We start from the raw sequence: 13,617 nt of genomic DNA on the forward strand, positions 1-13,617 counted from the left end.
TATAAAGAAAAGAGGAATGAAATAAGATGGAAAAACTCGAACTTATGAAAACAGCTGTTGAAGTTAGAAAAAGTATTGTAACTGCTCTTCACAGCGCAAAGTCAGGTCATCCAGGCGGATCACTTTCTGCAGCAGATATCTACACATATCTGTATTTTGAAGAAATGAATATTGATCCTAAGAATCCAAAGTGGGAGGACAGAGACCGTTTTGTATTATCAAAGGGTCATACAGCTCCAGGTCTTTACTCTGTACTTGCAGAGAGAGGTTATTTCCCTAAGGAAGATTTATTAGGTCTTCGTCACACAGGTTTTTATCTTCAGGGTCATCCAGACATGAAGCATACACCAGGTGTTGATATGTCATCAGGTTCTTTAGGACAGGGTATCTCAGCAGCAGTTGGTATGGCACTTGCTGGTAAGATGGCTGGTAAAGATTATAGAGTATATACACTTCTTGGTGATGGTGAAATCCAGGAAGGTCAGGTATGGGAAGCTTCAATGTTTGCTGCTTCAAGAAATCTTGATAACCTTGTAGTTATCGTTGATAATAACAATCTTCAGATTGATGGTGAGATTTCAGAAGTATGTAGCCCATATCCAATTGATGAAAAATTTAAGGCATTCGGTTTTAATGTTGTAAACATTAATGGTAATGATTTTGATGAAATTGCATCTGCATTTGCTAACGCTAAAGCAGCAAAGGGTTGCCCAACAGCTATTATTGCTAAGACTGTTAAAGGTAAGGGTGTTTCATTCATGGAAAATCAGGTAAGCTGGCATGGCGCAGCTCCTAACGATGAGCAGTATGCAACTGCTATGGAAGAATTAAAGAAAGCGGGTGAAAGTTTATGTCAGATGTAAAGAAGTACGCAACAAGAGAAGGATACGGCGCAGGTCTTGTCGCTCTTGCTAAAAAACATGATAATATTGTAGTTTTAGATGCTGACCTTGCAGCAGCTACAAAGACAGGTATGTTCAAGAAAGAATATCCTGAGAAGCATATTGACTGTGGTATCGCTGAATGCGATATGATGGGTATTGCAGCTGGTATCGCTACAACAGGTGTTGTTCCATATGCTAGTTCATTTGCTATGTTCGCAGCAGGTCGTGCTTTCGAGCAGGTTAGAAATAGTATCGGTTATCCACATCTTAATGTTAAGATTGGTGCTACACATGCTGGTATTTCAGTAGGTGAAGATGGTGCTACACATCAGTGTAACGAGGATATTGCTCTTATGAGAACAATTCCTGGTATGACAATTATTAATCCATGTGATTATAATGAAGCTATTAAGGCTGTTGAAGCAGCTTATGAAATTGACGGTCCAGTTTATATGAGATTTGGTCGTCTTGCTATGCCAAATATTACATCAGAAGATGAAAAGTTTGAAGTTGGTAAGGGTAAAGTATTAAGAGAAGGTAGTGATGTTACAATCGTAGCTACGGGTCTTTTAGTTCACTTTGCACTTGAAGCTGCTGAAAAGCTTGCTGCTGACGGCATTAACGCTAAGGTAGTAAACATTCACACAATCAAGCCTCTTGATGAAGAATTAATTAAGGCTTGTGCTAAGGAAACAGGTAAGATTGTTACTGTTGAAGAACATTCAGTTATCGGTGGTCTTGGTAGTGCTGTTTGTGATTGTCTTGCTGAATCAAATCCAGTACCAGTTAAGAAGATTGGTATTTATGATGTATTTGGTGAATCAGGTCCAGCTCTTGAACTTATTAAGAAATATGGTCTTGATGGTGAAGGCATTTACACAAAGGTAAAAGAGTTCGTAAAATAATATAAATATAAATATAAAAGCGTAAAAGATACATATGGAAATATGTATCTTTTATGTTATAATAGACTATATAAATGACGTGATGTAAATTACACAAGGAGGAGGGCACTGATATGGAAGATAGAACAGTAAAAATCCAATCACCAACTAATAACAATGTAGCACTTAAAATTATACCGGGGCATTTTGCTACTAATCACTCTCATATTAATTTTTATATGGATATGACAACCATTAAAACAAGACAGAGTGAAGCAAGAGCTGTTGCTAGTGAACTTAAGAATAAGTACATGGTAAGTACACCGGTTGATACTATTATATGTATGGATGGTACAGAAGTAATAGGTGCTTATCTTGCAGATGAATTATCTAATGCAGGTAACATATCTTATAATGCTCATCAGACTATTTATATTGTAACACCAGAGTTTAATACAAATGGACAGATGATTTTTAGAGATAATTTAATACCGGAAGTTAATGGAAAGCATTGTATATTATTACTTGCTTCAGCAACAACAGGTAAAACAATTAGAAGAAGTATTGAGTGTATTCAGTATTATGGAGGAATAATTGAAGGTATATCAGCAATATTTAGTGCAACTGAAGAAGTTGATGGATATACAGTTGATACAGTTTTCAGAGAGAAAGATCTTCCAGGATATCAGACATATAAACCACAGGAGTGTCCATATTGCCAGAAGGGGATTAAGCTTGATGCTATGGTTAATGGATACGGTTATTCAAAATTATAATTCAAGATTTTTTAAGGGTACATACCTAGGTATGTGCCCTTTTTACGTTAAGTAAACTTTGACAATTTATTAGTTTTTTTATATACTTTTTTAGAGAGTTTGTTTCGAAAGGAGAAGGCAGGTGTATCGGCATCTGTTTATATATAAAGTTGATGAGGAAAGAGTTTGTAGGAAAAAGATATAGAGATAAGTTAATAGCGATGTCCTTAGCTATTCTTGTTTTAGGAAGTAGTTGTTTAGGTTGTAGTAAGAAAAGTGATGTTGAAAGAAGAAGACAGAGCGAAAATGAGACTTTTGACGAAACAGAAACAACTGATTATTTGTACGATGAACCAGAATCATTAGGAAGAAGCATGACGTATGCAGATGGAAGTCTTATTTTTCATCATATGCATGTTGATGAGGCTGCAATTCCAATAGAATATGATTTAGATAAATTCATAAAAGTTGATGGAAAGATGACATATGAAGATGAAAAGTACACATATAAACTAGGAGTTGATGTATCAAAATACCAGGAAAAAGTTAAGTGGGACAAAGTCGAAAAAGAAGGTTATGAATTCGCCATGATTAGACTTGGATATAGGGGCTATACAGAAGGCGAGATATTCCTTGATGAAAAATATGAATATAACATAAAGGCTGCTAACAGAAGTGGACTTGATGTAGGAGTATACTTCTTTTCGCAGGCTATAACAGAGGATGAGGCCATTGAAGAAGCTAACTTTGTACTTGAACATGTTAAAGACCAAGAACTTGGAATGCCAATAGTTTATGATCCAGAAATTGTATATAATGATAAGTCAAGAACAAAGGGAATTTCAAAAGAACAGTTTACTAAGAATACATTAGCGTTTTGTAATACAATAGCTGATGCCGGATATGAAGTAATGATTTATGCAAATATGCTTTGGGAAGACCAGCAGTTAAATATGTCTGAAATAATGAAATATGATATATGGTATGCTGATTATGTTGGATTACCACAGACTCCATATCATTTTTCAATGTGGCAGTATACTGACAAAGGAACTGTTGATGGAATAAAAGGTGGAGCAGATATTAATATTCAATTAATAGAAAAATAGAGTAAAAAATAGAAGTATTTTTGGATTTAATCAAAAAATTGGATATATATATATAATGAGTATGTTAAAAACCAGGGAACTATATGGTTCCTTGGTTTTTTTAGTTTGCATTTGTTATTGACAAATATAATCCACTGTGCTATAACTGTACTAACATAATTAGTACAGTTGACACGAAAGCGATACAGTATTACTATCACAACATTACGAAAACAACAAATTTATAAGGAGGGAAGGACATGTTTGTTTTAGATTATAAGGACAGACGTCCAATTTATAAACAAATTGTTTCAAAATTTCAGGAATTGATATTAATGGATATACTTAAAACGGATGAGGCTATGCCATCAGTAAGAGAACTTGCAATGCAACTTTCTATCAATCCTAATACTATACAAAGAGCCTATGAAACTCTTGAAAGAGAAGGATGGATTTATACAATCAGAGGTAGAGGAAGCTTTGTTGCAGCAGGAACTGATACACTTAATAAAAAGAAGAACGAGTTAATTATTGAATTAGAAACAGTAATAAATAAAGCTAAGCTTTTAAATGTTGATGAAAAAGAATTTGTAAAATATGTGTCAGACATTTATAAAAAAGATGAAAGGAGATAAGTAAGGAATGATAAGCGCAAATAGTGTTATAAAAAGATTTGGAGATATTGTTTCTGTTAATAATATCTCCTTAGATATCAAAGATGGTAGAGTGTTTGGTTTAATTGGAACAAATGGAGCTGGTAAATCTACATTTCTTAGAATGGCAGCTGGTGTATATAAACCTGATTATGGAGAAATATATATTGATAATGAACCGGTGTTTGAAAATCCTGATATAAAGAAAAAGATTTTTTATATCTCTGATGAACAGTTCTTTTATCCAAATGCTACAGGAATGTATATGGCTGAATATTATAAGAATTATTATCCTAATTTCAGTATGGAAAAATTTGTTGAATTATTACAGGATTTCGGCCTTGATGGTGAAAGAAGGATAAGAACATTTTCAAAAGGTATGAAAAAGCAAATGTCTGTTATTTTAGCAATGAGTGCTAATACAGAGTATATTTTTATGGATGAGACATTTGATGGACTTGATCCAGTTATGAGACAAGCTGTTAAATCAATTATTGCTAGTAATATGACTGAAAGAAAATTAACAGTTATTATTGCTTCTCATAACTTAAGAGAACTAGAAGATGTGTGTGATGATATAGGATTAATGCATAAAGGTGGAATTCTTTTATCTGATGAATTAGATAGCTTAAAATTAAGAACTCATAAGTGTCAAATTGTCCTAAGAGAAGAGGATGAAAATAGATTAAGTTTAAATACAGTATTAAAAAATGTTGGATTAGAGCTTATGAATATTAATGAAAGAGGACGACTTAAAACTATAACTGTTAGAGGAGATAGAGATGAAATTGAGAATACTTTATTAAATCTAAACCCACAGTTTATGGAGATGATTCCACTTACTTTGGAAGAAATATTTATTAGTGAAACGGAGGTAGTTGGTTATGAATTCAAAAACCTTATTTACTAAGAAAAAAATTAATAAAGAATCTTTTAAATTTGATTTAAAAAGAGATTTTTATATGTATGTACTATATCAAATCTTTTTCTTTTTCTTATTATGTTTTTACGTTACTATCTTAGATCCAGATAAATCAAGATCTTGGTGGGACAGTAGTGGTAGAAGAGTTACACTTGAATATACTTCTGTAGTATTTACAAAAATAAAAGGTCTAAGTAATTGGTATGAATATTTATGCTTTAAAGATTTGTTTGATTTATTTGCTTCAGGAACGGTTAAATTATTCTTAATGCTTATTGCTGTACTTGAAACTGTTAGAGGTTATAAGTATTTAAATGATAAAAGTAAAGTTGACTTTTATTTTAGCAGACCTGAAAGTAGAACTTCTCAGTTTATAAGTAGATTAATAAGAAGTTTTATTATTGTTATAGGTGCATATACGATTGCTCAAATTCTGGGATTAGTTGTCTGTGGTGTTAAATTTGGCGGGAAGTTTGTTCCTGTTGTATTTGTTAATTTAATTCCAGTATATTTATTAAATATATATTATTATTTGGTTATATATTTACTAAGTGCAATTGCAGTTTTTTTAGCAGGTACAGGTTTTACTGCTTTGGTAAACATAGTTACCGTTCATATCGGACCATTAATATTTTCTGTTTCACTTGCAATTTTAGCAAGGTTTGGAAAAGAAGAATCTATACTTGAAAGTTTAATTATCCGTATTACAAAATCTCTTGAAAATATAATTGGTATAATAGTAACATTGTTTCCATTTACAGATTTTGTAATGTATGGAAGAGGGGCTCATGAAAAAGTTACAAAGTATCATTTGAGAAATATTCCTTCTGATGGAAGTATAGAAGGATGCAAAATAGCAACTGATTCATATAGAAATATAACAGATATAACAGATATAAACGTGCCTTGTAGAATATTAATATATGTGGGTTTAATTATATTATTTTTATCAATTGCGATAAAAATTTACAATATGAGAAAAACTGAGAGAGCAGGAGAAGCATATACATTTAATTTAGTTATGTTCCCAATGGAATTATTTGCAGTTAGTATGGTTGGAATATATAGTATGGGATTTTTTGGTGGAATTACAAGAACTAATATTTCTAGTATAAGTGTAATATGTGGTTTGATTATTTCAGCTGTAGCTTACGGTTTTATAGAGTTTATATATTATGGAGATATAAAAGGCGGTTTTAAAGGAAAGGGATTATCTAGATTACTAATCATAAGTTTATGTTGGGTTATATTGGCAGTATGTTTTACTGTTTAGTATGTGGTGTAAATGCTAATTATAGAAAAGCAGCTATAGGTCTTATGACCATAGCTGCTTTTTGTGATTAATATTATTTTCCTTCAGATTCTTCATCTTTGTAAAGAGCCTTCATGGCTTCCTTTAACATAATTGCTATTTCATCTTCAGATAGATTCATTGCTTTTGCAAGAGCAGAAGTGCTTGGAGCTTTATCATCATTAGTTAGCTCTTTTGATAATTCATCAAGTTTATTCATCTTGTTTGTGAAATCCTGATTATTTGAATAAATCATGCATTCCTCTTCAATGGCTCTTTCGATTGATTTCTTAATTGAATTTGTAATGTGGTTAATAAAACTTCCGCCAACATAAGTAGATACACCTTCAATAAGTCCCATATTACCTTCTGATAAAACATCTCCTGATGTTAAGCCCTTATTATCATAGTCAGCTGCGATAATTGAAACGAGTGAAAGGCATGAAGTAATAAGTTCATCTTTTGCATTAGCATCGCCATTAAGATAGCTTTCTGCAAGTTTTTCAATGTCTTCAGGAGTTTTTTCTCCAAGTTCTTTTAATTCGTTTAAATACATTTCAACGAATTTCTTTTCTTTATTGCTAGTAACAGTTTCAGGATAAACTGTATCATTTTTCTTATCTTCGTTTACATCAACAAATGATAACACATTTTCCTTAACTTCGTAGTTATTTATTTTGATACCTTCAGATTCAAGATAAGCACAAATTTCATTAATTACAGTTTCGTTATCTTTAAAATCCTTAAAGGAATTTTTAATATCTTCAATTTCTAACTTAAAATCATTGCCTTTTGCATACGCAATAAGTGATTGTAGGCTTTCTTTAAATATGTCCTGATTATCCATATGTATAAATCTCCTTTGATAAAACTAAAATTAGTATAATGAATTATTTGCTAAAAAACAAGAGTAAAGTATAAACATGGTAATGGAGAATAGTTTATTATTTTTGAGATGATTGATTTACAGGAATAATTGACTAGTTTACATAATTATGGTAAACTATTAGAGGTATTTTGATGTAAAAAGAGAGGAAGGCGAGTTTATTTAGTGAAAAAAATAATGAGAGCCATTGCGAAATCATCATTATTACAGAGTAGTATAAGAATGTTTATTATAGCGGCATGCATTATACTTGGTGGTTTCATAGCTATATATGAAAATAGATCGAATGCTAAAATTATTGCTAAAGAGTACTTTCAGTGTTACTTAAGAAGTGATTTTAAGGAAATGTATAAGTACGTGGACATCGAAGAAACAGATAATGTTAATTACGAGATGTTTAAGAAGAAGTTGAAAAATGAAAAGACTCAAGTTACATTTACTGATTATACGGTTAGTAAGGCAGTTAAAAAGAAAGGATTTTCACTTGTAACAGTAAGTTATACTAATGGTTATACTAACAAAAAGGAAAAACTAAGTATAAAGCTTGTTAAGAAAAGAGTTGCTAATAGTATATTCCCAAAGTGGAAAGTTTTATTAGATGATTCGATTGTTGAGAATGTTGAGTTTAAAACTGTAAGTGGTGAAAATTTTATGCTTGATGGTAAAAAACTTACACCTAAAGATAGCGTTACTGAAAAAGATGATAGTGGTAATGAGATTAAATATGATATTTATAAGATAGATAAAATATTTAGTGGAGCGCATGATTGTTATGTAGACTCAACCTATACAGAAAGTATTTTCAAAAAGAAGATAGAAAAAGATGGTGAGATAATAGATCTTAAAAATGAAAGTAGAACATTAAAAGATGAGTATAATCAGGGTCTTGAAAAAGACATTAATGATTTTATTGTAGCATTTTTTAATGCACAGAAAGATAAATCTGGGTATAAATCAGTAAGTGGTTATTTTTCAGATGGGGCACAGCAAGCCTTGAAGAATGAATATAAGAAAGTTAGAAAAATCCTTTATAAAAAAGATTTTGAAACAGATATAGACAGTTCACTATATGTAATTGATTCATTTGATTTATCGGATGTAAAGACGCATATTATTAATTTTAATTCAAAGGGAGAACTTGGACTAATAGCGAGATGTAGTTATAGTTTTTCAGTTAAATCTGATACTTCAAAGGATGATTTGAACTTTAGTAGTTATGTTAGTGAGTATGAAGGAAGTTATGATTGTGATTTCAATTTGCGTGTGCAATATGATGAAAACAATAAGAAATATATTGTAACTTCGATTGAAATAACGAATAATGAAAAATAATGGTGGTGATAATTTGGCTAGGACTGTAATGGTTATTGGACACAAGAATCCAGATACAGATTCTATATGTTCAGCAATTAGTTATGCATATTTAAAGAATAAAATTAATAAAGATGAAGAAGTTGTTTATGAGGCTAAGAGAGCGGGACATATAAATGGAGAAACAGCTTATGTTTTAGACCATTTTAAGGCAGAACTACCTGAATATGTACCGGATGTTGCAACTCAGGTTAAGAATATTGAAATTAGAAAAACACCTGGTGTTGATAGAACAATTTCATTAAAAAAAGCCTGGATGATGATGAAGGAACTTGATGTTGTTACACTTCCAGTTGTAAGAAGTGGAAGACTTGAAGGTATTATTACAACTGAAAGAATTGCTCAGTCATACATGGACGTATATGATAATGAAATTCTTTCAAGAGCACATACAAAGATTTCTAATATAGCAGAAACTCTTGATGGTGAAGTGGTTGTTGGAAATCCGGAAGAATATTATATTCATGGTAAAGTAATTGTAGGTGCTGCACATAAATGGTATCTTGAAGGAGAAATAAACAAAGGTGATTTTGTTATATTAGCAAATAGAACTCAATCTCAGCTTCTTGCTGTTAAATCAGGAGCAGGAGTTTTAGCCGTATGTAATAACTCTGAACTTGAAGATGAAGTTATTAATTTAGCTAAGGAAAATGATTGTACAATTATAGTATCACCCCATGATGCATATACTGTAGCAAGATTAGTAAATCAAAGTATGCCTATAAGTTATTTTATGCATACAAGGAATATTGTTACATTTAAAACTGAGGATTATCTTGATGATATCAAGGAAATAATGGCAAAACAAAGATATAGAGATTTTCCTATTGTTGATAATCATGGAATGTATGTTGGTATGATTTCTAGACGAAACTTGCTTGGTGCTAGAAAGAAGCAACTTATATTGGTGGATCATAATGAAGGAGCTCAGGCGGTTGATAATATTTCTGATGCTGAGATTTTAGAAATAATTGATCATCACAGACTTGGAAGTGTTGAAACAGTTTCACCTGTATTTTTTAGAAATCAACCTTTAGGTTGTTGTGCTACAATTATTAAACAGATGTTTAATGAACAGGGAGTGAAGATTCCTAAGAAAATTGCAGGTTTATTATTATCAGCAATTATTTCTGATACGTTGATGTTTAGATCGCCAACATGTACAGAAATTGATAAGAGTGCAGCAGAAGACCTCGCTAAGATAGCAGGTTGTGATATAGAAAAATTAGCAACAGATATGTTTACTGCAGGAAGTAATCTTAAGAGTAAAACAGCGGAAGCTATATTCTATCAGGATTATAAGCAGTTTACAATTGATGGAGTTAAGTTTGGTATTGGACAGATATGTTCAATGAGTGAAGAAGAACTTGATGCGGTTAAAAATAGAATGCATGATTACATTGATAAAATTAGTAAGGGCTCTGGCCTTGATGCAATGTATTTTATGTTAACTAACATTTTGACAGAAGATACAAAACTTCTTTATGCAGGATCAAAGGCAGAGGATTTGATAGAAAGAGGTTATGAGATTAAATCTGATGGTGATACATTCTTACTCGAAGGTGTTGTTTCAAGAAAGAAACAGTTGTTGCCGCAGATTATGCTTGCAATAAAAGAAGAATTATAAATAGTATACTAGATAGTAGTAATTTAATACTAAGTTAGAGGTAGACATGAAGGATAATATAGTTTTAATAGGAATGCCGGGAGTTGGAAAGAGTACAGTAGGGGTTATTTTAGCAAAAATATTAGGGTATAAATTTGTCGATGCTGATATTGTGATTCAGGAAGAAGAGGGATGCCTTTTAAAAGATATTATTAAAAGAGATGGAGTTGAAGGTTTTATAGAGGTTGAAAACAGAGTTAATGCATCTCTAAATGTTAATAAGACAATTATAGCAACAGGAGGTAGTGTTGTTTATGGAAAGGAAGCCATGGAACACTTATCAAATATTGGTACAATTGTTTATTTAGAACTAGATTATGAAACATTAAACAAGAGATTAACTAATATTAAAAGCAGAGGTGTTGTTACAAAAAAAGGACAGGATCTTTTGGCTATATATGAAGAGCGAATTCCGTTATATGAAAAATATGCGGATATAACTATTAATGAATGTGGTCTTAATGTAGAAGAGACTATTGAAAAGATAGTTAAAGCTATGGAGGTTACCAATGTTTAAGATAACTAAGTATCATAAGAAAATGAAACTTGTGTATATGGGCGCAGGATTGTGTACACTAGCATTTTTATTTTTAAATGAGGACTTTAAGGAATTTGATTTAAAAGAAAGATTAGATGGTTATTATGTTGTAAAACTAAATAATCAAAAGATTGGCGTTGCTAAGGATGTAAGCGATATTGAGAAAATTGTTGATGATGCCAGAATGGAAATTACAAAGAATTCTGAAAACATCGTATTTATGAAGCCTGATGTTAAAATTGAAAAACAGAAGAAGGATGCTAATCAGACTGATAAGGCTACTATTAAGAAAAGAGCTGTAAAAGTTTTAGAGCAAAGTAAAATGCCTGTAAGTCAAAAGAAAGAAGCGTACATTCTTAATGTTGATGGGCATAGCATGATTCTTAATACAAAGGAAGAAGCTGTTGATGTTTTAAATAGAGTTAAGAGTCAGTATGATACAAATAATCAATATAATGTTACATTACAGGAAAACCCAACTCAGCATTTAGAAAGTTATAGCATAAGTGTTGATTCAGCTTCAGAGGAAACAGAAGGTGATTTGAAAGGGATGGCATTTGCTACAAATATGGAACTTATATCAACATATGCAAATGAAACTGACATTAAATCAACTGATGAAGTATATACAGAACTTACAGAAGCTAAACCTACAATTCAGCGATATGAAGTTGCTCCTGGCGACTGTATATCAACTATAGCAAATGATCATGATATGTATGTTAAGGAATTTCTTGAAATTAATGAAGATTTAACTGAAGACAGTACAATCTATGTTGGTGACATGTTTAATATTATGGTTCCAAAGGCTGAACTTTCCGTTTCTACAAAGAAACGAAGCAGCAGAAAGGAATACTATAGAGCTGAACCTAAGATTATTGAAGATGATTCAATGTATCAGGGAGAAGAAAAAACCATTAGTAAGGGAAAAAAGGGATACAGATTAATTACTGTTGACACAACATATGTTGACGGTATGGAATCAACTCACGAGATTGTTGAAGAAGAAACAATTAAGGAAGCAGTACCAGCAGTTATAGCAAAGGGTACGGCAATTGCTCCATCTTTTATTAGACCTATTTCAGGTGGACATACTACTTCGGGGTTTGGATATAGAGCAGTATTCGGAGATTTTCATTTAGGACATGACTGGGGTATTCCAACGGGGACATCAGTATATGCAAGTTGTGGTGGTACAGTTCTTAGTGCTGGATGGAATGGATCGTATGGACTAAGCGTTCTTATACAGCATCCAGATGGTATCTGTACAAGATATGGTCACTTAAGTTCAATCTCGGTTTCTGCTGGCGATAAAGTCTCCCAGAAACAGCGTATTGGATTTAGTGGAAGTACAGGTAACAGTACAGGCCCACATCTTCACTTCGAAGTAATCGTAAATGGCCAGGTAGTAAACCCATTAAACTACGTATCGGAGTATTAAACCACCTTACGTGCCATATTAAACATCTATAGGTGTTTTGTGTACGCCCAGGCCCCCGCGAAGATATATTGTCTCTCTGTGACTCAGCTCTCGCACGGTGCGGGCTGCCCCTAGCGGAACTAAGCTCGTAAGCGATGATTGTGATGTTACATTTATCGGTAATTCGTATACCATAAATGTTATATTGTAATAAAAAAAAGACAGGTAAATCAAATCTTGATATGAACATCAGATTCGATTTACCTGTCTTTTCCTATTACACATAACGCTTCGCGTTATGCGAATTACCAATATATATAACCAATCATCACTTACTTGCTAAGTACCGAGACCCGCAACGGTCCCATAGAGAAAATATATTCTTCGCGGGGGCCTGGGCGTACATAAATTTCTTGGAATAGATGTTTAATATTGGCATGTAAGGTGGTATAATATTGGTAGACGACTAATGGGTTTACTAGCTGGTTATGTATTGGGATTACGAAGGTTTTTACGAGAAGGAGGTAGCTTATGTTAGATGAATTGAAAGAACAAGTATGTGATATGAATAAGAGACTTCAGAAGCTTGGGCTTGTTGAATTCACATGGGGTAATGCAAGTGCGCTTGATAAAGAGTCGGGACTAGTGGTTATTAAACCAAGTGGAGTTGAATATGATGAGTTGTCTCCTAAAAAGATGGTTGTATTAGATCTTGATGGAAATACGATAGATGGTATTTTGAAACCATCATCTGATACATATACACATTTGGAGGTGTATAAGGCATTTCCGGATGTTAGGGCAGTGGTACACACTCATTCTGAATTTGCTACGGTTTGGGCTCAGGTTGGTAGAGCGATTCCTGCTTATGGTATTTCACAGTCGGATTTTTGTCTCGGAGATATACCATGTACGAAGCCACTTACTTCGGAAGAGATATATGGTGAGTTTGAAAAGAATGCGGGGTTAAGTATTGCGAGAGAATTTGCTGATAGAGATTATTTGTCAAGTCCAGGTGCTTTGCTTAGAAATCATGGTCCATTTGCCTGGGGTGAAACCATTGATGAAGCAATTAGAAATGCAGTTGTTATTGAGAGACTTGCAAAGATGGCTTATCTAACAGAGACACTTGATGGTGATTCAAATATTGCACCACAGGCTATGATAGATAAAAACTTCTTTAGAAAGCATTCTTATCATAATAAGTAAATTAAATTATAAATATAGTATTTTTAAAGAGTTAGTAGTATTTTACAACT

13 protein-coding genes are annotated in these 13,617 nt (G+C 32.5%); 12 read left to right on the forward strand and 1 reads right to left on the reverse strand.

Annotated elements, in window-relative coordinates:
• The first annotated feature begins 26 nt into the window (after positions 1 to 26).
• From B5D16_RS04930 to B5D16_RS04960, 7 genes are all read left to right on the forward strand, one after another.
• A complete protein-coding gene (locus B5D16_RS04930; protein ID WP_078765863.1) occupies positions 27 to 863 on the forward strand; it encodes a transketolase in 837 nt (278 codons plus the stop codon).
• The gene (locus B5D16_RS04935; protein WP_078765864.1) at positions 851 to 1,789 is read left to right on the forward strand and encodes a transketolase family protein; all 939 of its coding nucleotides are present in this window, start codon (positions 851 to 853) and stop codon (positions 1,787 to 1,789) included. The genes B5D16_RS04930 and B5D16_RS04935 overlap by 13 nt, the downstream gene beginning before the upstream one ends.
• 113 nt (positions 1,790 to 1,902) lie before the next feature.
• Positions 1,903 to 2,544 (forward strand): phosphoribosyltransferase, encoded by a 642-nt coding sequence (locus B5D16_RS04940; RefSeq protein WP_078765865.1) that lies wholly within the window; start codon positions 1,903 to 1,905, stop codon positions 2,542 to 2,544.
• A gap of 152 nt (positions 2,545 to 2,696) precedes the next feature.
• On the forward strand, positions 2,697 to 3,632 hold the full coding sequence (locus B5D16_RS04945) for a glycoside hydrolase family 25 protein (protein WP_143405039.1): 936 nt from the start codon (positions 2,697 to 2,699) through the stop codon (positions 3,630 to 3,632).
• Between the two features lie 239 nt (positions 3,633 to 3,871).
• Positions 3,872 to 4,246, forward strand: a complete 375-nt coding sequence (locus B5D16_RS04950) for a GntR family transcriptional regulator (RefSeq protein WP_078765867.1) — start codon at positions 3,872 to 3,874, stop codon at positions 4,244 to 4,246.
• 7 nt (positions 4,247 to 4,253) lie between these two features.
• On the forward strand, positions 4,254 to 5,174 hold the full coding sequence (locus tag B5D16_RS04955) for an ABC transporter ATP-binding protein (protein WP_078765868.1): 921 nt from the start codon (positions 4,254 to 4,256) through the stop codon (positions 5,172 to 5,174).
• The gene (locus B5D16_RS04960) at positions 5,149 to 6,459 is read left to right on the forward strand and encodes a hypothetical protein (RefSeq protein ID WP_078765869.1); all 1,311 of its coding nucleotides are present in this window, start codon (positions 5,149 to 5,151) and stop codon (positions 6,457 to 6,459) included. The genes B5D16_RS04955 and B5D16_RS04960 overlap by 26 nt, the downstream gene beginning before the upstream one ends.
• A 73-nt stretch (positions 6,460 to 6,532) precedes the next feature.
• On the opposite strand, the gene B5D16_RS04965 is transcribed toward B5D16_RS04960, so the two are convergent.
• Positions 6,533 to 7,324, reverse strand: coding sequence for a sigma-70 family RNA polymerase sigma factor (locus tag B5D16_RS04965; protein WP_078765870.1), 792 nt, complete (start codon positions 7,322 to 7,324; stop codon positions 6,533 to 6,535).
• A 204-nt stretch (positions 7,325 to 7,528) separates the two neighbouring features.
• Here B5D16_RS04965 and B5D16_RS04970 point away from each other — a divergent pair, with 204 nt between their 5' ends.
• The 5 genes from B5D16_RS04970 to araD all read left to right on the forward strand — a co-directional run bounded on the left by B5D16_RS04970 (position 7,529) and on the right by araD (position 13,567).
• Positions 7,529 to 8,695 (forward strand): hypothetical protein, encoded by a 1,167-nt coding sequence (locus B5D16_RS04970; protein WP_143405040.1) that lies wholly within the window; start codon positions 7,529 to 7,531, stop codon positions 8,693 to 8,695.
• The gene (locus tag B5D16_RS04975) at positions 8,685 to 10,361 is read left to right on the forward strand and encodes a putative manganese-dependent inorganic diphosphatase (protein ID WP_078765872.1); all 1,677 of its coding nucleotides are present in this window, start codon (positions 8,685 to 8,687) and stop codon (positions 10,359 to 10,361) included. The genes B5D16_RS04970 and B5D16_RS04975 overlap by 11 nt, the downstream gene beginning before the upstream one ends.
• 46 nt (positions 10,362 to 10,407) lie before the next feature.
• Positions 10,408 to 10,917, forward strand: coding sequence for a shikimate kinase (locus B5D16_RS04980; protein WP_078765873.1), 510 nt, complete (start codon positions 10,408 to 10,410; stop codon positions 10,915 to 10,917).
• Positions 10,910 to 12,379, forward strand: coding sequence for a LysM peptidoglycan-binding domain-containing M23 family metallopeptidase (locus B5D16_RS04985; protein ID WP_078765874.1), 1,470 nt, complete (start codon positions 10,910 to 10,912; stop codon positions 12,377 to 12,379). Before B5D16_RS04980 ends, B5D16_RS04985 begins: the two co-directional genes overlap by 8 nt.
• 510 nt (positions 12,380 to 12,889) lie before the next feature.
• Positions 12,890 to 13,567 (forward strand): L-ribulose-5-phosphate 4-epimerase AraD, encoded by a 678-nt coding sequence (araD, locus tag B5D16_RS04990; protein ID WP_078765875.1) that lies wholly within the window; start codon positions 12,890 to 12,892, stop codon positions 13,565 to 13,567.
• Positions 13,568 to 13,617 lie beyond the last annotated feature (50 nt).

The organism is Eubacterium uniforme (assembly GCF_900167115.1).
In the GTDB taxonomy this organism is placed as follows: Bacteria; Bacillota; Clostridia; order Lachnospirales; family Lachnospiraceae; genus Eubacterium_S; species Eubacterium_S uniforme.

What these genes read in the sequence shown, in the direction of transcription:
- B5D16_RS04930 (WP_078765863.1), top strand. Translation starts at nt 27, where the DNA reads ATGGAAAAACTCGAACTTATGAAAACAGCTGTTGAAGTTAGAAAAAGT.
- B5D16_RS04935 (WP_078765864.1), top strand. Translation starts at nt 851, where the DNA reads ATGTCAGATGTAAAGAAGTACGCAACAAGAGAAGGATACGGCGCAGGT.
- B5D16_RS04940 (WP_078765865.1), top strand. Translation starts at nt 1,903, where the DNA reads ATGGAAGATAGAACAGTAAAAATCCAATCACCAACTAATAACAATGTA.
- B5D16_RS04945 (WP_143405039.1), top strand. Translation starts at nt 2,697, where the DNA reads ATGAGGAAAGAGTTTGTAGGAAAAAGATATAGAGATAAGTTAATAGCG.
- B5D16_RS04950 (WP_078765867.1), top strand. Translation starts at nt 3,872, where the DNA reads ATGTTTGTTTTAGATTATAAGGACAGACGTCCAATTTATAAACAAATT.
- B5D16_RS04955 (WP_078765868.1), top strand. Translation starts at nt 4,254, where the DNA reads ATGATAAGCGCAAATAGTGTTATAAAAAGATTTGGAGATATTGTTTCT.
- B5D16_RS04960 (WP_078765869.1), top strand. Translation starts at nt 5,149, where the DNA reads ATGAATTCAAAAACCTTATTTACTAAGAAAAAAATTAATAAAGAATCT.
- B5D16_RS04965 (WP_078765870.1), bottom strand. Translation starts at nt 7,324, where the DNA reads ATGGATAATCAGGACATATTTAAAGAAAGCCTACAATCACTTATTGCG.
- B5D16_RS04975 (WP_078765872.1), top strand. Translation starts at nt 8,685, where the DNA reads ATGAAAAATAATGGTGGTGATAATTTGGCTAGGACTGTAATGGTTATT.
- B5D16_RS04980 (WP_078765873.1), top strand. Translation starts at nt 10,408, where the DNA reads ATGAAGGATAATATAGTTTTAATAGGAATGCCGGGAGTTGGAAAGAGT.
- B5D16_RS04985 (WP_078765874.1), top strand. Translation starts at nt 10,910, where the DNA reads ATGTTTAAGATAACTAAGTATCATAAGAAAATGAAACTTGTGTATATG.
- araD (WP_078765875.1), top strand. Translation starts at nt 12,890, where the DNA reads ATGTTAGATGAATTGAAAGAACAAGTATGTGATATGAATAAGAGACTT.